Consider the following 21,329-nt stretch of genomic DNA (forward strand, 5'->3'; position numbering starts at 1 on the left):
TCTTGTAGAAGTCGTTCACGAAGGGTGAATCATGACAGCCATACTGGACATTGAGCTGATACGAACCTTTCATGCGGTCGCGCGAATAGGCAAATTCAGCGCTGCGGCGCAGCAGCTCCACAAGAGCCCGGCGACGGTCAGCGTGCACATTCAGCGACTGGAAGCGATCGCCGGTGGCCGGCTGCTGGACCGTGACAATCAAGCGGTCTCCCTGACCGCGTTGGGCAAGCGCCTGCTCGTTTCCACGACGGAGCTGCTCACCACCCACGACCGGGTGTTGGCCGACTTACACGGCACGCGGCTGGCGGGACGGATCACCTTGGGTGTGCCCGACGAATACGCTGACCATGTCATCCGCGACATTGTCCCAACGTTCACCGCAGCCTGGCCGAACGTCATTCTCGAGCTCAAGACCGCCCCCAGCTATGCCCTGCGTGAGCAGGTCCAGCGCGGCAAGCTCCAGGCCGCCGTGCTCACCCAGCCGAAGGAGCTGCGCAACGCTGAGGTTGAGTTCCTGGTTACCACGACACCGGTCTGGGTCGCGGCGCTTCACGCGACGGCGAATTTGACCGAGCCGCTGGCGCTGGCCGTGCACGCGGCGCAATGCCCTTACCGACAGGTCATGCTGCAAGCGCTCCGGCAAAGCGGGCGCAAGGTGCGAATCGTCCTCGAAAGCCCCTCCAACCAGGCCGTCAAGGCTTGCGTGGAGGTCGGGTTGGCGATCAGCCTGATCGACCGTGGTCGGGTGACGGATAACATGCAAATCCTTGATGAGCTGCCGGTGATCCCGGATCACGACGTAGTGTTCATGCGATCCCAGGCGTCCCATGACGATGAAACGGTTGACTTGCTTGGCCAGGCCATCCAGCAGCGCTTTCGGCTGTAGGGCAGGACGCTATCACGTGGCGTTGGCTTTGGATGTCGAAGTCTGTCCAGACTGCGCCGACAGCGGGACATCGAACACCCGATCGAATCCCCATTGAAAAACCAGCGAGTAAAAGAAGAAAAACACAAACAATCCCAGATTGGTTACCAGCGCCAGCCACAGGCTGATGCCTAGCCACGCGGCAATCACCGGAGTAAGGATCAGCGTCAAACCGCCTTCGAACCCCAAGGCGTGCAACAACCGCCGTTGCCAGTTGCGCTGACGGTTGTGCTGGCGGCGCTCCCACCATTCGAACGCGCTGTTGAATAGCATGTTCCAGCCCAGCGCGACGGCAGATATCACCAAGGACAGCAAGGTGGAATAACCCATGCCTTGCTGGTAGATCAGCGTTAGCGCCGGTGCCACGAACAGGACACCGCCCGCTTCGTAGAGTATGGCCTGGAGGATTTTGCGAGGTGCGCCTTGCATCGGTAGTCTCCGGATCTTGGGGGCAGGAGCACAGCCTCGCGAGTTGAGCGTGCGCGCACAATTGAGCTAAATTGAGCCTCGCTCAACGTGAGTAACGCTTGCGCCCATGTTTGCCAAATTGCCCCTTACCGCCTTGCGCGGCTTCGAGTCTGCCGCACGGCTAGGCAGTTTCAAGGCTGCCGCCCAGGAGCTGAACATCAGCGCCGCGGCGATCTCCCATCAGATCAAGAATCTCGAAACCTTACTGGGCGTGCGCCTGTTCGAACGCTCCAGCCAAAGCGTTCGCCTGAGCGCCGATGGTGAGCGCCTGCACACCTACGTCCACCGGGCGCTGCTCGATATCCAGCAGGGCCTGCAAGTGTTGTCCCCGTCCTGCGTGGCGCAATCGCTGGTGGTGAGCACCACGCCGGCCTTCGCCAGCCTGTGGTTGATCCCACGGCTCGGAGGGTTTTATCGCTTGCACCCGGACATCAGCGTCCGGCTGCACAGCAGCAACGAGGTGGTGGATCTGCGGCGTGACGCGAGCATCGACCTGGCGATTCGCGCCCTGTTCAAACCTGATCCGCAACTGGTCGAGCAGCCACTGCTGGATGAGTATTTCGGCGTGTATTGTCGTCCCGACTGGCAACCGCCTGCTACGGGGGCGCCCGTTGAATTGATCGATGTGCCGTGGTTGAGCAGCTCCGCCGTCACGGTCGATTGGCCGGCCTGGTGCGCCAAGGCCGGCATTGGCGATTGGTTGGAGAGCGCCCGTCTGCGGCGCTATGACGAGGAACAGCATGCCCTGCAGGCAGCCATCGTCGGACACGGATTGGTGTTGGCCAGCCAGGTACTGGTTGCCGAAGCTGTCGCGCGCGGCCAGTTGATCGCCTATCGCCCGGAGATTCGCCTCGCGGGCGCGCGTTACACCTTGGTGTGTGTGCCCGGGCGAGAGCGGCAGCCGGCGGTGCGGGCGTTCAGTGAATGGTTGCTTGCGCAGGGCGCGCTTGGCGGCTGAATGTTCGTCGCGCCAATCGCCTTTATTCCTCGGACGGTCTCATGTGAAAAATGGTGTAGGGCAGGATCAACGTATCGGCGACGAAACTCAAGGGCAGGTCGATGGCCGCGAACGGCGCGAATGCACTGGCGAACGTTGAGTTATCCTCCGTCACCGCCTCCTTGAGCACCTGGTAATCGAAATACACGCCGCAATACGGGCTGACGCCGCAAAGGCCGCCGGGGCCGAAGGTTTCGTTGGCGGTCGCGCATCCCGTCAGCAGTGCGATGATTAGAGCCGTTCCGATGATGCGCATGGCGTTCCCTCCTTGTTGGTGCGCGACTGTAGCATCGCCGATGGGCAGCCCGACATATGAATCGAAATACCCCACAAAGCCAACGCCAGCGCACTGATCGACCCACCCAGCAGACTGACCGCCGTCCAGCCCCAAAGCGCATACACCTGAGTGGCGGCGGCGGCCCCGAGCGCGCTGCCGATCGAGTAGAAACACATGTAGGCGCCGACCATGCGACTTTGTGCGTCGGGGCGGGCGGCGAAAATAAGGCTTTGGTTGGTGACGTGCACCGCTTGCACGGCGAAGTCGAGCAAGACTACCCCGCAGACCAAGGCCACCAGCGAGCTTTCGGCAAAAGCGATCGGCAGCCAGGACATTACCAAGAGCCCGAGCGACAGACCGGTCACACGTCGTCCGAAACCTCGATCGGCCCAGCGACCGGCGCTCCTGGCCGCCAGGGCACCGGCGACACCGGCCAGGCCAAACAGGCCGATAGCGGTGTGGGAAAGTGACAGCGGCGGGGCGCTCAACGGTAGGACCATGGCGGTCCACAGCACGGAAAAGGCAGCAAAGACCAGCAGGGCGAACAGACCCCTGATTCGCAAGACCGGTTCGGTCAAGAACAGCTTGAACAGAGACCCGATCAGCACAGGGTAGGATTGTCGGTGGCGAGGCGACGTTGTGGCAGGAATCACTTTCCATAACACCGCGGCGATGAGCAGCATCAGCCCGGAGGAGACGAAATAAACCGCACGCCAGCCTGCCAGGTCGGCAATCAATCCCGAGGTAAACCGTGCCAGAAGAATGCCCAGCACAATCGCGCTGGTAATAGTGCCCACCGCCTGCCCGCGTTGCGATGGCGCGGACAGCGTGGCGGCGTAGGCGACCAGCACCTGGACGACCACTGCCAATAGCCCCGTCACGATCATTGCGCCCAGCAGGACCCACCAATGGCGTGATGCGCCGACCGCCGCCAACGCAACCACGGACAGCGCAACGAGCGTCAAGATCAGTTTCCGGGGATTGACCTTGTCCCCCAGCGGCACGATGAACAGCAGTCCGAGCGCGTATCCGACCTGGGTCGCCGTTACCACGATACCGATCAACCCGGGGGCGACAGCCAGGCTTTGCGCTATCGAGGCGAGCAAGGGTTGCGCGAAGTAGACGTTGGCGACAGCGAGGGCGCACGTTACTGAAAACAGTAAAGTGAGCGTCGCTGACAAGCCTCGGTTCACGTCGGTGTATGCGGTCATGCGCGCCTCCATGGTGTAATCTGGTTTCAATTGAATACCTGATTGGATTTTTGCTGGTTTAGGTTTTAAATTGCAACCACTTTGACCGAGTGCAGGCCAGACATGATGTTGAAAGACGCTCCATCACATAACAGCGAATGCCCGGTCTCCCGGACCTTGGAGGTCATTGGCGATCGCTGGTCGCTGATGATCATTCGCGATGCCTTCGATGGCATCCGCCGATTCAGCGAGTTCCAGAAGAACCTGGGCGTGGCCAAGAACATTCTGGCGTCGCGCCTGAAAGCCTTGGTCGAGGTCGGCGTGTTCGACGTGCGACCTGCCTCGGATGGAAGCGCCTACAAGGAATATGTCCTGACGGAAAAAGGACAGGAGATTTTCCCGGTCGTGGTCAGCTTGAGGCAGTGGGGCGAGCGGTTCCTGTTCGCGCCGCAAGAGACGCGTTCGCAGCTGTTGGACAACGCGTCCGGACAGCCGTTGATGCCGATCGAGGTTCGCTCGTCGAGCGGCCAGAAGGTCCAATCCTGGGATTGTCACCGAGTAAGACGGATAGGCGAAGAGCCTTGAGACCAGGCCTGTCTTCTACTATTGAGTCGGTTGTTCATAGCGCCGCTGGATGCGCGCCAATTCACCGGACTGGCGCAGTTGCTCCAACGCGCGGGTCCATGCGGCGATCAGTTCGTCGTCACTGTCAGTGTTGAAAGCGATGTACAGCGAGGAGCGGTAAAGCTCGATGGGGATTTTGCGCAGGGTGCCGGGGGCGATGCTCAACTGCCGACTGTAGTAAGCCACTCCCGCAGCGGTGTCGCCGACAATGATATTGGTTCGCCCGGCCAGCAGCATGCGGTAGAGCAGTTTGCTTTCGGTTGCGCTTTTGTCCAGGTTACTGAAGCCCAGCGATTGCAACATCTGGGGCACCAGCCCGGCATGCCGGGTGGTGACCTGTGGGGCGCGCAGTAACTGTTCCAGGGAGTTGATCGGCGGCGAATTGGACAGTTGGTAGGCGTGGATGGATTCTTCGACGATTGGCCCGACCCACTTGTACAACGGTTCGCGCTCCGGTGTACGGAACAACGAATACATGATGGTCTTGGGCCGGTTCTTCAATATCTGCGTGGCGCGCATGCTCGGTTGCAATGATATTTCGAAGTCGTCCCCGGTCAGCGTCATGATGGCCCGGACAATTTCCGTGGTCATGCCGGTGAGCTGGTTGTTCTCCACGTAATTATAGGGCGCCCATTCCTCGGTCACGACTTGATAGGGCTCGGCGGCGTTCGCAGAGCCGAGCATTAGACAAAGCAGTGCTGCGGCAGGCATCGAATGCTTCACGTGTTCTCCTGTTGGGGTGGTTCGCTGTTGCTGTGCGAACCCAACACAAGCATAGACCCAATCACGTGGCAGACGTCGGCGGTGGCGCTGTTATGCGAACGGCCGCTCAGTTGCCTGGAGAGAAACAGTCCGTGGCACAATTGGGCAGACGTCTATGTGTCGCCGAGAAAAGGGTTGCAAGTGTGAACGAACAAACGCTGTCCATGCGCTTGGAGCGCGTGGCGAGGCATGTGCCGGCAGGGGCGCGCCTGGCCGATATCGGCTCCGATCATGGTTATCTGCCGGTGGCGCTGATCAACCGGGGTGTGATCGCGGCGGCGCTCGCGGGCGAGGTGGCAGTGACGCCGTTCCGCTCGGCCGAACGCACCGTGCGCGAAAGCGCACTGGACGCGAAAATCAGCGTGCGCCTGGCCAACGGCCTGGCGGCAATCGAGCCTGACGACGGCATCACGGCGATCAGTCTGTGTGGTATGGGCGGCGAGACGATTCGCGACATTCTCGACGGCGGCAAGGGCCGCTTGAGTGGCCAGGAGCGTTTGATCCTGCAACCCAACGGCGGCGAGCAGCCACTGCGTCAATGGTTGATGGACAATGATTACCGGATCGTGAGCGAGGAAGTGCTGCGAGAGAACCGCTTCTACTACGAAATCATTGTCGCCGAGCGCGACGGGCCGGTGGCGTACACCGCCCAAGAGCTGTACTTCGGCCCGTTGCAGCTACAGGCCCGAAGCCCGGTTTTCCTGGCAAAGTGGCGGCGCCTGCTACGACTGAAGCAAAAGACCTTGGTCAGTTTTGCCCAGGCGCAGCAGGCCGTGGCCGAGGAAAAGGTTCAGGATATGGCTCTTCAGGTCCGCTGGATCAGCGAGCTGTTGGCGTGAACCGGCGACTTCCGTTCTTGCTCAACGTAGCGGCGCGCCGCGCTCCACCATGGCTCGCCACTGCTGGACACTGGGTCGTTCTTGCATCCTGGCATGCCATTCAAGCAAGGCAACGCATTCATCGGGCACCGGCAGTTTGACCAGCGAAGCGAAGATCATCCCGCCCAGTACCGCGATGTCCGCCATCGAAAAACTCTCGCCAGCGATATAGGGTCGCTGTTGCAGGAGGTCATCGAAATAACGCATCCCCCTGATTGCTTTGTCTCGCATCCGGTTGCCCCATTCAGGGTTTTGATACAGCTCGACGTCCGGGCCCAGGCCTGGTGTCGCGTGGTGAAAGTACACGCTGACAGCATCGAGAAATTCGATTTCAGCGCGCTTGGTCATCATATGGATAAGGCCTTTCTCCAAAGGAGTTTCGCCCGTCAGGGAAGGGCTGCCCACCAAGGCGTCCACATACTGGGTAATTGCCGTGCACTCGGCGATCAACGTCCCGTCGTCCAACTCCAGGACCGGTAATGTTCCTGAATAGTTGATGGTCAGGAATTCCGGCTTCTTGTGCTCGCCGGTCCATAGATTGACCGAAACGAACTCGGTCTTGGAGAGCAGGCCTTTTTCTGCCAGGGCGATGCGCACGCGCGCTGGATAAGGGCCGTCGAACCAGTCGTGGATTTTCATCATGGGTAGCGCCTGGGTGCCGAGGTGAGGATGGGTAGCGGTCATGAGCTGAGCACCTGCCTGTCAATTGGTAGGTAAAAGATTGGCCGACGAATTCCTGCGTGTCAATCCCTACCTGTCACTTGGCAGGTAAAATTCTGACGGGTAGAATCGGCTCCATTACGCAACCAGAGCGAGGAGTCACGAGGTGAGCGAAAATGCTCGGGAAGCCATCTTGTCAGCGGCCAAAAGCGCTGCGCAGACACACGGATACAGCGGCATCAACTTTCGAAGCATTGCCGAGGCGGTGGGGATCAAGAACGCAAGTATCTACTACCACTTCCCAAGCAAGGCCGAGCTTGGCGCCGCAGTGGCTGAACGATACTGGCAGGACGCAGCGGCAGCCCTGAAGGCGATTCGTGACGCAAATCCCGACGCGAATCGTTGCCTGCAGCTGTATCCATCGATTTTTCGCACGTCGCTGGAGAATGGCAACCGGCTTTGCCTGTCGAGCTTCATGGCGGCCGAGCATGAAAGCCTGCCGGAGCAGGTGAAGCGTGAGGTCAAGGCGTTCGCAGACGCTAACGTGGCATGGCTGGCCGAAGTGTTGGCAGACGCCGGAACAGGCAGCGCGGAGAAGTGTGGACGACGCGCCCTGGCCATTTATACCGCCGTCGCCGGTGCCCAGTTGATTGCCAGGACGCGTTTGGATATCCGTCTGTTCGACGACCTGATCCTGAGTTACCAAGAGGCAGGGCTGATCCCCGCCTGAGCCATTGGTTCAGCCAATCGATCACTGGCCGGCCGCGTCCTGTTTCAGTACCAGCAACTGATAGACGCCTGACTCGTTCTCAATCCCATGGGTGTCATGGGTGAAGCCGGGGAATGATCGGTCAAAGTTTTCCAGCGCCTTGAGGTAGGTCAGTATCGGCCCGTCCGCAGGTCCTGCGTTTTCCCCTGGCATCAGCAGGGGAATTCCCGGCGGGTACGGGACGATGCCCGTTGCCGCAATCCGGCCGGCGGCTTCTTCCAAGGTCACCGTTTCGATCTCGTTCCTCACCAGTTTTTCATAAGCCTCCACCGGGCTGAACTGCGCCGTGGGCAGCATGCCGAAGGCCTCGGCCATGGCAGCGGTGGTCTTGGTTTTTTTCATGGCGGCGAAGATCTCTTCGGCCAGGTCCTTGAGGCCCATGCCCGCGTAGCGTTGCTGGTTGGCACTCACCAGGTCGGGCAGGCACAGCTCCAGTTCCAGGTTCTCATCGTAGTCGCGCTTGAAGTCGAGCAGGGCGTTGACCAATGTGCCCCATTTGCCTTTGGTGATGCCAATGGAAAACAGGAACAGGATGGTGAAGTCAGTGGTTTTTTCCACCACGATACCCTGCCTGCCGAGATAGGCGGTGAGCACGCACGCCGGGATGCCGAAGTCCAGCAGATTGCCGTCATCGCCCATTCCGGGGCTGAGGACCGAGACCTTGATCGGATCGAGCATGCAGTAGCCGTCTTCAATGTCACCGAAGCCATGCCAGACCTCATTGGGGTGCAGCACCCAGCAACTCGGGTCAACCTTGAGCCTGGCCGGATCGACCTCGTGAAATAGAATCGCCTGTCCATCCACCTGCACCGATGGCGGTTGCCAGCAGGAGAAGAACCAGTCGTCATGGCTGAACATCTCGCTTTGCATATGCGAGATGACCTGGCGGAAGGCGACGGCTTCCTCGATTGCTTCGCTGGTCAGGATCTGCCCGCTTGGCGCCTCCATCATGGCCGAGCTGACATCGCATGAGGCCATGATCGCGTAATTGGGCGAGGTGGAGGCATGCATCATGTACGACTCATTGAAGCGCCCATGAGGAATCGGGTTGCGCCCGTTGCGCACGTGGATCATCGAGGCCTGGGACAGCGCCGCGAGCAATTTATGCGTGGACTGGGTGGCGAACACGGTCGGTTTCGACGGGTCGTGATCGTCCGGACTGCCGTGCATTGCAAAGCGGTCCTTGTACAACGGATTGAACCGCGCATAGCCATACCAGGCCTCGTCGAAATGCAGGCGGTCGACACTTTGCCCCAGCAGTTCCTCGACGCGGGTAACGTTGTAGGTCAGGCCATCGTAAGTTGAGTTGGTGATGATGGCGTGCACCGGCGTCGGGTCGATGTGGCTCTTGACCAGTGGATTGCTGGCGATGGCGGCCTTCACGCCTTCGGCGCTGAGGGTCTGTGGCAGGATCGGGCCGATGATGCCGAAGCGGTTGCGGGTCGGCACCAGGTAAGTCGGAATTGCCCCGGACAGGGTCATCGCGTGCTCGGCGGATTTATGGCAGTTGCGATCACACAGCGCGATCTGGTCGCGCGTCACGCTGGCCATGAGGATGACCCGGTTGGACATCGACGAGCCATTGGTGACGTAGTAGGTGCGATGCGCACCGAACACCTTGGCGGCGTAGCGCTCGCCCTGGCCGATAGGGCCGCTGTGGTCGAGCAGCGAACCCAGTTCGCCGACGGAGATCGACAGGTCCGAACGCAGCAGGTTCTCACCGAAAAACTCGTAGAACGCCCGGCCCGCCGTGCTTTTCAGAAAAGCCGTGCCACCGGCGTGCCCCGGCGTATGCCAGGAGTACTCGTAGCTGCGGGCGAACTTCAGCAGGGCGCCGAACATCGGCGGCAGTACCGCCTGGCGATAGCGCTCGATGGCCGCCAGGATCCGTCCGCTCAGGAAGCGGCTGGTGTCCTCGGGCAGCCAGATGAAGTCATCGGCATATTGCATGACGATCAGCGGTACGTTGGATGCGGTGCTGCGATCGCTGATCAGGAACACCGGCACCCGGGTGTTGCGCTCGCGTAGCGCGGTGAGCAAGTCGATGCATTCGCGGTGGTCTTCGCTGGTGTCTATTTCCCAACTGAGCAGCACGCACTGGATCGCCGGGTCGGAGCTCAGGATCGACTTGGCATCGCTCAGGTTTTCGGAGGTCAGCACACTGACGGCGCGCTCTTCCACATCGCTGATCAACTGGATCAGTGCTCGACCGAACACGCTGCGCTTGTCTGGCGCGTTGGACACCAGCAAAGCCAGCATTCCCAAAAGATTTCGCTGTTCCGTCATGGCAAAGCCTCCAGGTTGGCCGTCTTCAGGTGGTTGACGGGAATGGGCTCGCCAACGATGTGCTGCGCCGCGACGGTCTGGGTCGGTACGCTATTGTTCAACGCTTCAAGACGGATCAGGCGGGTATTGACGTAGCCGAACAGCGTATAGCCGACGATGACTGCCACGCCGCCCAGCATCAGCGCCTGTTCCCCCGAGCTGTAGAGCGCCAGGTAGCTGTAGGCCGCGGCAACGCCCGCGACAATATTGGTGACCAGGGCCTTGTTGGCCGGGACATCCGATATTTTTTGCAGGGTGACCAGCGTCGCCATGGAGAGGATGTAGGGCACCAGGTTGGTGACCACGGCGAGGTTCACCAAGGTGTCGAATTGCTTGGCGAGGTCAGGGCTGATGGTCAGCAATGCCAACGCTGTCTGCATCGCCAGCAGGATCAGCATGCTCACGATCGGCACGCCATGCTTGTTGGCCTTGGCGAAGATTGGCAGGAAGTAACCGGTGTCCGCCGAGCTCTTGAAGACCTGCGCAACGGTGAACTGCCAGCCGAGCAGCGAGCCGACACACGCCATCACCATCAGGCCCATGACCACGTTTCCGATCAGCGGGTTGAACATCTTGGCGAAGACCAGGCCGAACGGCGCCGTGGAGGAGACCAGCTCGGCGTTGTCGACGATGCCGGCAATGACGTTGGTTGAAACGATGTAGATCACCGCAGCGCCCAGCGTCCCACCGAGTACCGCGATCGGCACGTTTTTCTCGGGATTCTCCACTGCGTCGCCGTTGGCGCACGCCGACTCCAGCCCCAGGAACGCCCAGAGGGTGATCGCCACGGAAGCCCCGGCCGCTTCGTACCAGCTCATGTCGTGAGGGTTCCAACCGGCTGCGTAGATGCTGCTGTCGAACCAGAACCAACCGACTGTCGAAACCAGCACCACCGGGGCTATCACCCCCCAGACTGTCACGGCGCCAATCTTGCCGGTAATGCGTGCCCCGCCGAAATTGGCAAAGGTGGTCAGCCACAATAATGCGATGGTTGCCAGGCCGACCTGCAGCGAGTCGAGCTGGATACTGAAGAGCGTCTGGATATAGCCGACGGCGGTGATGCTGATCGCCACGTTGGCAATCAGCAGCGAAAGGCCGTAGGTGTAGTTGGTGATGTAGTTGCCGGACTTGCCGAAGGTGTACTCAGCGTATCCGCCCATTCCGCCGGTCTTGCGGCTGAGCATGCCGCAGCGGGCAAAGGCGTAGGCCAATGCCAGCGAGCCCGTGGCGGTGATCAGCCAGGAAAGAATCGAGATACCGCCCACTTCGGCGAGTTTGGTCGGCAGCAACACGATGCCCGAGCCGAGCATGTTGACGGCGGTCAGCATGGTCAGCTGCCCCACGCTCATTTTCTTGGCGACTGACATTCCCTTGCCTCAGATACGTAAAGTAACGGCCTTAAGCTATAGCAGAGGATTTTCGGTAAGCAAGAAAAGGCCGGGCCGTTACCTTCAGCAACTCAACCGTGTTGCTGTTCAGCCGTCGAGCAAAGTCATCACCTGAGCGTCGTATCGCTCACCCGCCACGGCTCCTTGGGCGCCAAAAATTTCATCCAGATGATTCAATTCATCGGCGCTCAGGGAAACCTCGATCGCGGCTACGTTGCTCTCCAAGTATTTGCGCTGTTTCGTTCCCGGGATCGGGATCACGTTGCTCCCTTGGGCCAGTACCCAGGCCAGGGCCAATTGTGAGGCGCTGATGTGTTTCTGCGCAGCCAACGCCTTGACCCGCTCGACCAGCGCGAGGTTGCGATAGAAATTGTCGGCCTCGAAGCGTGGATTGAAGCGGCGATAGTCATCGGCGGCAAAATCCTCCGGGGCCTTCAGTTCGCCCGTCAGGAAACCGCGACCCAATGGGCTATAGGCGACGAAGGCGATCCCCAGGCGCCGGCAGGTTTCCAGCACGCCGTTGTGCTCGGGCTCCCTGGACCACAGCGAGTATTCGCTTTGCACGGCCGCCAAAGGATGCACCGCATGCGCCCGCTGGATAGTTTCGGCGCTGGCCTCCGAGAGACCGATATGGCGCACCTTGCCGGCCTTGACCAGCTCCGCCATTGCGCCAACCGTCTCTTCGACCGGCACCTGCGGGTCAATGCGGTGTTGGTAATAGAGGTCCAGGTAATCGGTATCGAGGCGCTCGAGACTGCCGTCGACGGACTGTCGGACGTAATCGGGGTGCCCATTGACGCCCCGGGCGTGGGGATCTTCGCTGCGCACCAGGCCGAACTTGCTCGCCAGGTAGATCCCTTCACGCTTGCCACGCAAGGCTTGTCCGAGCAGTGTCTCGTTGGTGTAAGGCCCATACATGTCGGCGGTATCGAACAGCGTCACGCCCAGCTCCACGGCGCGGTGGAGCGTGGCAATGGCTTCTTGCGGATCGATTCCGGTGGTGTAGAAGTCCGACATGCCCATGCAGCCCAGGCCGATAGCGCTGACGTGTGGGCCTTTTTGGCCGAGTTGGCGAGTGATCATGCGGTTGACTCCAAAGAAATGAATGACAGGGCCAGTGTCCCGCACCTGAATTTCTGGATAAACCTGGCGAATCTGGTTTAACTATTCGTGATTTCTGAATAGTGGGTGTCGTTTATGGACCGATTACAAGCCATGCAGGTGTTCCGGCGCATCGTTGAGTTGGGCGGTTTTGGCAGGGCGGCCGATGATCTTGGCTTGCCACGCGCCACGGTCAGCCTGTTGATTCAACAACTCGAAGGTCATCTGGGGGTGCAACTGCTGCAGCGCACGACGCGGCAAGTGCGCGCCACGCTCGATGGCGAAGCCTATTACCAGCGCTGCGGCCAATTGCTGGATGAATTGGACGATCTCGAAGCCTCGCTGTCTGCGCAACGCAGCCAGCCTCGCGGCACCTTGCGGGTGGACATGCCCATCGCCTTCGGCTGCACCTGGATCGTGCCGAACTTGCCGGACTTTTATCGGCGCTATCCACAGTTGCAACTGGACATCGGTTTTCATGACCGCCAAGTGCACTTGCAGCGCGAGGGCGTGGACTGCGCAATCCGCGCCGGCAACATCACTGACCAGGCATTGGTGGCACGACCCATCGTGCGATTGTCCCAGCTCACATGCGCCAGCCCGAGTTACCTGGCTCGCGCCGGAACGCCGCTGCGACCGGAGGATTTGACTGCGCACCAGGCCATCCGCTTTGCATCCGGCGGCGGACGATTTTTCCCGTTTGAATTCGAAGTCGCAGGGCAGGTGCGCGAGTTGCAACTCCCGGGCGAACTGACCGTCAACAATGCCGACGCCTACGTGACGGCCTGCGAAGCCGGGTTCGGTTTGGTCCAGGTGCCGCGCTATCACGTTCAACGGCAGTTGGCCGAGGGCCGGCTGATAGAGGTGTTGAAGGACCATCCGGTGCCGTTATGGCCAATTTCAATGGTCTACCCACCACATCGACAACTGTCGCCCCGGGTACGGGTGTTTATCGATTGGGTGATCGAGCTGCTGCATGGCGTGGCGGATGCGCAGGGGGAACTGATGGTGAAGATATAGCCGAAGATCCTGGGCCAACGAAAATATCGGAACTAACGCCTTGGCAGCGCGATCATTTTCCTAGCGTCATCAACGCAACCCTGATCGGCCTCTCACCAGATAACGATCAGGGCCGCTGAACGAAAAGGAGTTGCCAATGACCGTTACCGCTCATCCCCTCTACCGAAGCACGCCAGGACCGCTCCACGCGGTCTTGCTGGCGGGCACCGTTCCCTTGTTTCTCGGCGCGCTATTGAGCGACATCGCTTACTTCAAGACGTATCAGATCCAGTGGAGCAATTTTGCCTCGTGGCTGATTGCCGGTGGGCTGGTGTTTTGTGGACTGGCGCTGGTGTTCGCCCTGGTCAACCTGCTCCGGGCCGAACGCAAGGCCGGGCGTCCGGTGGCGTACTTCCTGCTGTTGCTGGTCACTTGGGTCCTCGGGTTGGTCAACGCTTTCGAGCACGCCAAGGACGCCTGGGCCATCATGCCCCAAGGCCTCGTGCTGTCTGTCATCGCGACGCTGCTGGCCTGCGTGGCCGCGTGGGTCGGCCTTACCAACCTGCGTTCGGGAGGTGAGCAATGAAGCCGCGCATCGCATTGACCGCCTTGAGCATGGCGCTGCTGCTGAGCGCTTGCGGAGGCGAAGGGGACGCGACCCAGGCACTGGGTCCCGACCCTAAATTGCCCGAGCCCCAGCGTGGGCTGTTGCCCAGCATGAAAATCGCCGAGCCGGTGGCGTGGGGAGACCAGAAGCCGACGGTGCCCCAAGGCTACGACATCACCGCCATTGCGACCGATCTGAAGATCCCGCGTCAAACGCTGGTCTTGCCAAACGGCGACATTATCGTCGCCGAGGGCCGTGGCGGAAACGCCGCGAAGCTCAAGCCCAAGGACGTGATTGCCAGCGTCATCAAGGCCAAGGGCAACACCCAGGTCAAGGGCGGCAACCGCCTCACGTTGTTGCGCGATGCTGACGGCGACGGCACTTACGAGCTCAAGACGGTCTTCGCCGAAAACCTCAACGCGCCGTATGGCCTGGCGTTTGCCAACGGCAAGCTGTACGTGGCCAACCAGGATGCGCTGGTTCGCTTTGATTACGCAGACGGCCAGACCAAGGCCAGCGGCCCGCCCGTCAAGGTCACCGACCTGCCGTCGGCGATCAACCACCACTGGACCAAGGCACTGACCGCCAGCCCTGACGGTCGCTCGCTGTACGTCGGCATAGGCTCGAACAGCAACGTCACCGAGCGCGGCATGGAAGTCGAGATCGACCGGGCCATGGTCTGGCAGATCGACGCCGAGACGGGCGCTCACAAACCCTACGCGACCGGTCTGCGCAATCCAACGGCGCTGAAGGTCGAGCCTGGCTCCGGCCAGCTGTGGGCGGTGGTCAACGAACGGGACGAACTGGGGCCGGACCTGGTGCCGGACTACCTGACCTCGGTGCGCGAAGGTGCGTTTTACGGCTGGCCCTACAGCTATTGGGGGCAGAACGTCGACCCACGTGCGCAGCCACAGGATCCGCAAAAAGTCGCCGCTGCGGTCAAACCCGATTACAGCCTGGGATCCCACGTCGCCGCGCTCGGTGTCGATTTCTCGATTCCGGCCATGGGCGAGCAGTTCGCCGAAGGCGCGTTCGTTGGCGAGCACGGCAGTTGGAACCGTGATCAGCCGGTGGGCTACAAAGTGATCTTCGTGCCGTTCCGCGACGGTCGCCCTGCGGGTGAGGCGGTGGACTTCGCCACGGGCTTCCGCGGTTCCGATGGCAAGACCCGTGGACGCCCCGTCGGCGTGACGGTCGATCCGCGGGGTGCGTTGATCATTGCTGATGACCTGGCGAACACAGTGTGGAGGGTCACGCGCAAGCCATAGTTGATGAGGCCCGGGGCGCGCCGTCGTCCCGGGCTATCCCGTCGGTTTTGCAGATTCGCGCAAAACCCCGACAGCCCCCGCAGCATCACCAAAGCCCGTTAACCCTCTTTGCGCGACAGTGAAGCCGTCATCACGACAGCGCGCCGGCGAATACCTCGTCGGCTGTAAACGAGGAGAACGACCATGAGCGATTTCAAACACAACATTCCCAACGAAGTCGAAGGCAAAGTCGCGCTGGTGACCGGCGCCGCCAGCGGTATTGGCAAGGCCATCGCCCTGATGCTGCATACCCGTGGCGCCAAGGTGATTGCCGAGGACATCAACCCCGCCGTCAACGAGCTGGCCCGTCCGGGGCTGGTACCGCTGGTGGCCGACATTACCGAGGACGGCGCCGCCGAGCGCGCGGTGGGCCTGGCGGTGGAGCAGTTCGGCCGGCTGGATATCCTGGTCAATAACGCCGGGATCATCATCAACAAGTTGGTCGTCGACATGACGCGCCAGGACTGGGAACGCATCCAGGCAGTCAACGCCACCGCGGCGTTCCTGCATTCTCGCGAAGCCGTCAAGGCAATGATGCCCAACAAGTCGGGGGCCATCGTCAACATTGCCTCTTATGCCTCCTATTTTGCTTTCCCGACCATTGCCGCCTACACCGCGTCCAAGGGTGCACTGGCGCAACTGACTCGCACGTTGGCGCTGGAAGTCATCGAGCATGGCATTCGCGTCAATGCGGTCGGTGTCGGCGATGTGGTCACCAATATTCTCAATGACGTGGTGGAAGATGGCGCGGCGTTCCTCGCCCAACACGGTGAAGCAGCCCCTATCGGCCGCGCCGCGCAGCCGGAAGAAATCGCCGAGGTGGTCGCCTTCCTGGCGTCGGACCGCGCCAGTTTCATGGTCGGTTCGGTGGTCATGGCCGATGGCGGCATGACTGTCACCGCCGGCTGATCCTGCGGAGCGGGAGCGACCGCTGAGAGCCCGCCGGCGCACACACCTCGGGCGCCGGTCGGGCCGCTAAAGCAGAATATCCTCCGGACCCCGGATTGCCGCTTCAATCCGTGTTCCCGTCAAGCGTTCCTCGTTGGAAAAACCATCGTAGTCAGCCAGGCCACCGAAGCGAATGCCCGTGAGTGATTCAACCTGGTCGACGCTGTGCCGGTAGGTTTTAAGCGCGCCGAATACCAGTTGAAGTTTCCCGAGCTCGCGCTGCTGGTCAATCATATAGGCACTCGCGGATGGCTTGCCGTCGTCGCTGAGAAATGCCACGACTTTCCAGAATGCGCTGGGAATTTGTACATCTCTGTAGGTGGGGTCATCCTCGCGAAACAGCGGCCCGGTGAACACTGTCGCTCTGCCTTTCCAGCGGCGGGTGTTGTCGAGGATGTAGTCCTCGAGCTCCAACCAGGTTTTCTGATTGAAGGCCGCCATTTGCGGCGAGCAATTGGTGAAGTGGAACGTGTCGCCATTGGCCGTGTGCGCCTCTTGGCCCCAGTTCGGATCCTGGCGCCTGACGAGGTGGCCGCGATCCAACAGATTGTCGGCGTAGAGTGCTTCGCCGATCTGTGCGTCGCTGGGCAGCCGACCGTCATAGGCCCAGGCATCGCGCTTGCGGTCGATTTCGACACTGCTGGCGCCGTCGATGTTGACCCCCGCAACGAGCGCCAATCGTCGATGTCGCGACATCGTGATGGAGAAATGGGTGTAATCCAGGCGGTTATCGGTGTTGCCTGTTGAATAGACATCCTTTGCCTGCTCGGCATCAAGGGCGGGCCAGGGCACAATGAACCCGCCGAGGAAATCGCTGCGGTACCCCTCGCGGTTTTCCAATTGCGCTGCCGGGGTGACCCTGGGTTCCGTCGGCTGGCGCAGCTCATTGGCAACCGGTCGCACTGGCTGAACGAGCGGCTTGAGATCCGCCAGTCGTGGTCGATGGGAGACATCTATCGGTGTTCCTGCTGACGACATGGGCGCTTCCTCGCTGGGCTGATAAACGTTGCTACGAGCGGGCTCGATAACGATCATCATGCCGTCGGCGCCGTGAAGCTTTGATGATGTTTTCCTTCAGAACGGCCCCAGCTTGAGCGGGTATTGGATAACGATGTAGAGCCTGTCGATGTCGTCGCCCGCCTGGGCGTCGTTGGCACGGTGGGTGACATGGGACAGCTGCAGCGACAAGTCCTTGGCTGGGCCCGACGGCACGACATAGTGCAGGTCCAGGTCGCGTTCCCAGTGACGGCCGCCGTCTCTTTGTTGCGGGCTGTAGGTCCCGGTGTCGGTGTCGAACGGGTTGTAGGCGCCGCCCTGGGGGGCATGGCTGCCATCTATTCCACTACCGGTCACATAGCGGGCCATGAAACCCAGGCCGGGGATGCCCAGCGCGCCAAGGTCGAGGTCATAGCGTGCTTGCCAGGAGTGTTCGCCGGGGCCATTGAAGTCGGCGTATTTGATCGAGTTGGCCAGGTAAATGGAGTCGCCACCGACGAAGTCAAACGGCGTGTTGCCGTTGATTTTCTGATAGGCCACGGTGAACGCCTGGGCATCGCGCCGGTATTTGCCCAAGAGGCTGTAGGCGGTGTTGTCGATGGCACCCGCGGCGGCCTGGCCTTGGTCGCGGGTGTGATACAGATTGCCGTCGACGAACAGATCGCCAAAGGTGGCGTGCAGGTTGGTGTAGTACTGGCGCCAGGTGTCGCTCAATTCGGAGGCGTACACGGCGCCACCCACTGGGCGGCCGTTGAACAGATCGGCACCCACGAAGTCGATGCTGCCGTGGCGGGTGGTTGCCCCGTACCCGGAAAAATCCGCCCTCGCGGTGGAAGCGTCCTGGTTCTTGAAGGCATGGAAATGGCCGGCGTGCAGGTCGATCTCCTCGATTTCGCGACTGGTCAGCAACACGCCGCTGGCGTATTCCGGTTGCAGGCGTTTGTCCGCTGTATCGAACACCGGGGTTTGCACGGTCATTTCGCCCAGTGCCAGGGTGGTTCGAGATGCCTTGATCTTTAGCGCACCGCCTGCGCTGGAATATTGATCCTCGCTACGGCCGTCGTCGTCCAGCGGCAATAACCCGGTTCCGGAGTGGCCTTTGCCACCGTCCAGTTTCAGCCCCAGGAAACCATGGGCGTCGATGCCGACACCGACGGTGCCGGCGCTGAAACCGGACTCGAACGATGCGATGAAACCCTGGGCCCATTCCTGCTTGTAGCTTTTGCCTGCCGGGGTAGGGGAGCGGTAGTCATTGTTGAGGTAAAAGTTGCGGCTCAGTATTTCAAGCGTTGCTCCTTCGACAAAACCATCGACGGTTTGCGCCGCCATTGTGGGGGCGCTTCCCGCCAGCAAGGCCAGGAGCCAAAGCGGTTTCAGGGCCGCTGGCATGGGCCCGGGACCGACGGTGTTTTTTGTTGCAGGCGACATGCTTCATTTCCGTGTGAATAGTTTGGCGAAAAATGCGTGGAGTCACACGGTGCCAAGTACATAGGGCTGCGCACGTTGGACCCGAGACCGCCAGGCAAACGGACTGATGCCTGCGCTGTGGGTGAAGAGGTGACAGAAATGCGCCTGGTCGCAGAAGCCGCATTCCAGGCTGATTTGCGTCAGGGTCAGATCAGTGCTCTGCATCAGCTGCTTGGCCCTGGCTATGCGCTGGGCACGGATCCAGGCTTGGGGGGATTGGCCGGTGCTGCGCTTGAAGGCTCGGGAGAAATGGCTGCGGGACAGGGCGCATGCCTCGGCCAGCCGGGCGATTTCCAACGTCTCGCTCAGCCCATCGAGAATCATTTTCTTGACCAGGTTTTCGCGCCAGGGCGACAGGCCGCCGGTGGTCTTGGCTGTTGGCGTGACGGGCGTGACGGGCGTGCTGACGGCGATGAGCGATGCGAGGGCCATGACAAAAATCCGTGTCAGTAGGAAGCGCGCCCGCGTACCGCGCGATAGGGCACCGCCTCCCGCTTTAAAGGGTCTGGACAGAGCGTCACATTCTTGGTGAGGCCGCGCGATCGCGCGAGTTAAACGTTGTTAATCAGCATCAACTTCCTGCCCAACGCCGTGTACCGGGCCGAGACCTTTATACGGGCGACACTGGAGGCCGCGCGCCAATCGGATTTTCCTCGGACAGGCTCATGTTCGAAGTGACCGAAGGCGAGCGGGTGGATGGTCCGTAGGCTTGAGTCGCCGTCAGGCCTGTTGCCCATCACTCGACAACGGCGGCGTGCGCGGCGGAATCATTCGTTTCGAGCCCATCGCCTCGAACGCCGAGGCCAGCTGCAACAGCTTCGAATCGTCATAGGCTCGGCCGGCGAATGTCAGCCCTACAGGCATGCCGATGTCCGCCATCACGCCCATCGGCACGGTGACCGTGGGCACGCCCAGGTGGCGTATGGCGAGGTTGCCGTTGGCGACCCAAACCCCGTTGCTCCAGGCGATGTCGGCAGATGCCGGATTGACGTCCGCGTCCGCTGGGCCGACGTCGGCCACGGTGGGGAAGATCACCGCATCCAGGCCAAGCCGCTGCATCCAGTCTTCGAGATCGATCCGGCGTGTCTCTTCGAGTCCACGCAATCCGTCAGGCAAGGTCGGAATCTGGTCCCACGGCGTGATGCCGCGTTGGGCCATCTTCACGTATTCGTCCATGCCGGCGGCCAGGTCATCCTCGCGGTTGGGCAGGGTGCCGGGATCGTGAGGAAAAATCAGCGGTCCGTCGACGTCGGCCAGGCGATTGAGTTTCGGATCGTCGTTGGCCCGCAGGAAATCATCGAATGCCCAGGCCGACAGATCCCATAATTCATGGTGGAGGAATTCCTTGGAAACCAGGCCGCGAGTGAAGACGGTCGGTGCGCCAGGACGATCGCCCTCGCAGTTGGACACCAACGGGAAATCCACTTCGATCACTTCCGCGCCTTGGGCCTCCAACGCCTTGCGGGCCTCTTCCCAAAGGGCAATCACCGACGCACGAGTGATGATTCGTTGACCGGTCGGGCCACCGATTCCCGGCTTTTGCGCCGTGCCCGCTTCCGGGTCGGCGTTGATGTACATGCGCGGCACGCCGAAACGGATGCCGGCCAGCGTATCCGGTTGGGCGGCGAGGCTTTGGTACGAGGCGGGACGAATCGAATCCACGGGCGGAATCGGTACCCAAGGCTGCAGGCGCCAAAGGTCTCCGCGAGTATCGGGATCATTCGCCACTACCACGTCCAATACTTCGAGCAGGTCGGCCATGGTCCTGGCGTAAGGCACGACGACGTCCATGGTGGGTGTCAACGGCCAGTTGCCGCGCACCGAAATCACCCCGCGCGAAGGGGTGTAGGCACACAAGCCATTGTTCGAGGCCGGGCCGCGTCCGCTCGACCAGGTTTCTTCCGCCAGGCCGAAGGCGGCGAAACTGGCGGCAGTGGCAGTGCCCGCGCCGTTTGAAGAGCCCGAGGCGAACGGCGCGGTGAGGTAATCGCCGTTGTATGGGCTTTCAGCGCGGCCATACACGCCGCGCTGCATCCCGCCGTTTGCCATCGGCGGCATGTTGGTCTTGCCCAGGCAGATGGCCCCGGCGCCGCGCAGTCGTTCAATGGTGAAGGCGTCGCGATAGGCAACCAGATCCTTGAACGCCGGGCTTCCGGAGGCGGCGGTGAGCCCCTTCACCAGGTAACTGTCCTTGGCGGTGTAGGGAATGCCGTCGAGCGGGCCCAACGTCTGGCCCTTGGCCCGACGGGCATCGGACGCCCGCGCTTCGTCCAGCGCATCGGGGTTGCGAACCACCACCGCATTGAGGGCGGTGGTGGTGTCCAGGCCGTCGTAGGCGTCGATCCGGGCAAGGTACGCCTGGACCAGCTCGACCGCCGTGGTCTGGCCGGATTCGAGCGCAGCCCGGAGCTGGGCAATCGAGATTTCGGTGATTTCAATCATGTTGTTATCGCTGCGGCTGGGCGAATGACGTGATGCGAGTCGTTCGAACGAGATGTCCGGCGCTCACGTCTTTCGAAATGGATTCTGACATCGGGTGGAGACTCTACTACGAGAGCGCGACCCGAGGGCACTGTCGTTCACAAGAATAGCGATGACCCGTGGCGAGGGGATTTAGCGAAACCTCGCATCGACCCCGCCG

At 61.3% G+C, this 21,329-nt stretch carries 21 protein-coding genes and 1 pseudogene; 10 read left to right on the forward strand and 12 right to left on the reverse strand.

Annotation, left to right across the window (positions count from 1 at the left end):
* Positions 1–31: 31 nt before the first annotated feature.
* On the forward strand, positions 32–886 hold the full coding sequence (locus HU806_RS04100; protein ID WP_186610035.1) for a LysR family transcriptional regulator: 855 nt from the start codon (positions 32–34) through the stop codon (positions 884–886).
* 12 nt (positions 887–898) lie between these two features.
* Here the strand turns inward: HU806_RS04100 and HU806_RS04105 are convergent, their stop codons facing one another.
* Positions 899–1,354 (reverse strand): PACE efflux transporter, encoded by a 456-nt coding sequence (locus HU806_RS04105; protein ID WP_186610036.1) that lies wholly within the window; start codon positions 1,352–1,354, stop codon positions 899–901.
* A 106-nt stretch (positions 1,355–1,460) separates the two neighbouring features.
* Between HU806_RS04105 and HU806_RS04110 the strand changes: the two genes are divergently transcribed.
* Positions 1,461–2,351, forward strand: coding sequence for a LysR substrate-binding domain-containing protein (locus HU806_RS04110; RefSeq protein ID WP_186610037.1), 891 nt, complete (start codon positions 1,461–1,463; stop codon positions 2,349–2,351).
* Between the two features lie 22 nt (positions 2,352–2,373).
* On the opposite strand, the gene HU806_RS04115 is transcribed toward HU806_RS04110, so the two are convergent.
* On the reverse strand, positions 2,374–2,646 hold the full coding sequence (locus HU806_RS04115; RefSeq protein WP_186610038.1) for a YceK/YidQ family lipoprotein: 273 nt from the start codon (positions 2,644–2,646) through the stop codon (positions 2,374–2,376).
* Positions 2,622–3,878: an MFS transporter gene (locus HU806_RS04120; RefSeq protein ID WP_238350113.1), complete on the reverse strand. Its 1,257-nt coding sequence runs from the start codon at positions 3,876–3,878 to the stop codon at positions 2,622–2,624. The genes HU806_RS04115 and HU806_RS04120 overlap by 25 nt, the downstream gene beginning before the upstream one ends.
* A 105-nt stretch (positions 3,879–3,983) precedes the next feature.
* On the opposite strand from HU806_RS04120, the gene HU806_RS04125 reads away from it, so the two are divergent.
* Entirely contained in the window at positions 3,984–4,442 is a 459-nt protein-coding gene (locus tag HU806_RS04125) for a winged helix-turn-helix transcriptional regulator (protein ID WP_186610332.1), read from the forward strand.
* Between the two features lie 18 nt (positions 4,443–4,460).
* On the opposite strand, the gene HU806_RS04130 is transcribed toward HU806_RS04125, so the two are convergent.
* A complete protein-coding gene (locus HU806_RS04130) occupies positions 4,461–5,165 on the reverse strand; it encodes a transporter substrate-binding domain-containing protein (RefSeq protein WP_186610333.1) in 705 nt (234 codons plus the stop codon).
* Between the two features lie 221 nt (positions 5,166–5,386).
* On the opposite strand from HU806_RS04130, the gene HU806_RS04135 reads away from it, so the two are divergent.
* The gene (locus HU806_RS04135; protein WP_186610039.1) at positions 5,387–6,082 is read left to right on the forward strand and encodes a tRNA (adenine(22)-N(1))-methyltransferase TrmK; all 696 of its coding nucleotides are present in this window, start codon (positions 5,387–5,389) and stop codon (positions 6,080–6,082) included.
* A 21-nt stretch (positions 6,083–6,103) separates the two neighbouring features.
* Here the strand turns inward: HU806_RS04135 and HU806_RS04140 are convergent, their stop codons facing one another.
* Positions 6,104–6,760, reverse strand: a complete 657-nt coding sequence (locus HU806_RS04140; RefSeq protein WP_186610334.1) for a glutathione S-transferase — start codon at positions 6,758–6,760, stop codon at positions 6,104–6,106.
* Between the two features lie 187 nt (positions 6,761–6,947).
* Here HU806_RS04140 and HU806_RS04145 point away from each other — a divergent pair, with 187 nt between their 5' ends.
* Complete coding sequence (locus HU806_RS04145; protein ID WP_186610040.1) at positions 6,948–7,511, forward strand: TetR family transcriptional regulator; 564 nt, start codon at positions 6,948–6,950, stop codon at positions 7,509–7,511.
* Positions 7,512–7,532: 21 nt separating this feature from the next.
* On the opposite strand, the gene HU806_RS04150 is transcribed toward HU806_RS04145, so the two are convergent.
* From HU806_RS04150 to HU806_RS04160, 3 genes are all read right to left on the reverse strand, one after another.
* On the reverse strand, positions 7,533–9,836 hold the full coding sequence (locus HU806_RS04150) for an Orn/Lys/Arg family decarboxylase (RefSeq protein ID WP_186610041.1): 2,304 nt from the start codon (positions 9,834–9,836) through the stop codon (positions 7,533–7,535).
* Positions 9,833–11,242: a putrescine-ornithine antiporter gene (gene potE / locus HU806_RS04155; protein WP_186610042.1), complete on the reverse strand. Its 1,410-nt coding sequence runs from the start codon at positions 11,240–11,242 to the stop codon at positions 9,833–9,835. The genes HU806_RS04150 and potE overlap by 4 nt, the downstream gene beginning before the upstream one ends.
* A 108-nt stretch (positions 11,243–11,350) precedes the next feature.
* Positions 11,351–12,346, reverse strand: a complete 996-nt coding sequence (locus tag HU806_RS04160) for an aldo/keto reductase (protein WP_186610044.1) — start codon at positions 12,344–12,346, stop codon at positions 11,351–11,353.
* A 114-nt stretch (positions 12,347–12,460) separates the two neighbouring features.
* Between HU806_RS04160 and HU806_RS04165 the strand changes: the two genes are divergently transcribed.
* From HU806_RS04165 to HU806_RS04180, 4 genes are all read left to right on the forward strand, one after another.
* A complete protein-coding gene (locus HU806_RS04165; protein ID WP_186610046.1) occupies positions 12,461–13,384 on the forward strand; it encodes a LysR family transcriptional regulator in 924 nt (307 codons plus the stop codon).
* Between the two features lie 136 nt (positions 13,385–13,520).
* A complete protein-coding gene (locus HU806_RS04170; protein ID WP_186610047.1) occupies positions 13,521–13,949 on the forward strand; it encodes a DUF2231 domain-containing protein in 429 nt (142 codons plus the stop codon).
* Complete coding sequence (locus HU806_RS04175; protein ID WP_186610049.1) at positions 13,946–15,238, forward strand: PQQ-dependent sugar dehydrogenase; 1,293 nt, start codon at positions 13,946–13,948, stop codon at positions 15,236–15,238. The genes HU806_RS04170 and HU806_RS04175 overlap by 4 nt, the downstream gene beginning before the upstream one ends.
* A gap of 183 nt (positions 15,239–15,421) precedes the next feature.
* Positions 15,422–16,186 (forward strand): SDR family NAD(P)-dependent oxidoreductase, encoded by a 765-nt coding sequence (locus tag HU806_RS04180; protein WP_186610051.1) that lies wholly within the window; start codon positions 15,422–15,424, stop codon positions 16,184–16,186.
* 66 nt (positions 16,187–16,252) lie between these two features.
* Here the strand turns inward: HU806_RS04180 and HU806_RS04185 are convergent, their stop codons facing one another.
* The 3 genes from HU806_RS04185 to HU806_RS04195 all read right to left on the reverse strand — a co-directional run bounded on the left by HU806_RS04185 (position 16,253) and on the right by HU806_RS04195 (position 19,120).
* Positions 16,253–17,203, reverse strand: a complete 951-nt coding sequence (locus tag HU806_RS04185; protein WP_186610335.1) for a DNA/RNA non-specific endonuclease — start codon at positions 17,201–17,203, stop codon at positions 16,253–16,255.
* 96 nt (positions 17,204–17,299) lie between these two features.
* The gene (locus HU806_RS04190; protein ID WP_186610053.1) at positions 17,300–18,649 is read right to left on the reverse strand and encodes an OprD family porin; all 1,350 of its coding nucleotides are present in this window, start codon (positions 18,647–18,649) and stop codon (positions 17,300–17,302) included.
* A 42-nt stretch (positions 18,650–18,691) separates the two neighbouring features.
* Entirely contained in the window at positions 18,692–19,120 is a 429-nt protein-coding gene (locus HU806_RS04195) for a helix-turn-helix domain-containing protein (protein ID WP_186610054.1), read from the reverse strand.
* 129 nt (positions 19,121–19,249) lie between these two features.
* Here HU806_RS04195 and HU806_RS26440 point away from each other — a divergent pair.
* Positions 19,250–19,383, forward strand: a pseudogene (locus tag HU806_RS26440) (EAL domain-containing protein); the annotation flags it as partial.
* A 25-nt stretch (positions 19,384–19,408) separates the two neighbouring features.
* On the opposite strand, the gene HU806_RS04200 reads toward HU806_RS26440, so the two are convergent.
* Positions 19,409–21,130 carry an amidase gene (locus tag HU806_RS04200; protein ID WP_186610055.1) on the reverse strand — a complete coding sequence of 574 codons (1,722 nt, stop codon included), beginning with the start codon at positions 21,128–21,130 and terminating at the stop codon, positions 19,409–19,411.
* Positions 21,131–21,329 lie beyond the last annotated feature (199 nt).

The organism is Pseudomonas sp. SWRI154 (assembly GCF_014268645.1).
Classification (GTDB): domain Bacteria; phylum Pseudomonadota; class Gammaproteobacteria; order Pseudomonadales; family Pseudomonadaceae; genus Aquipseudomonas; species Aquipseudomonas marvdashtae.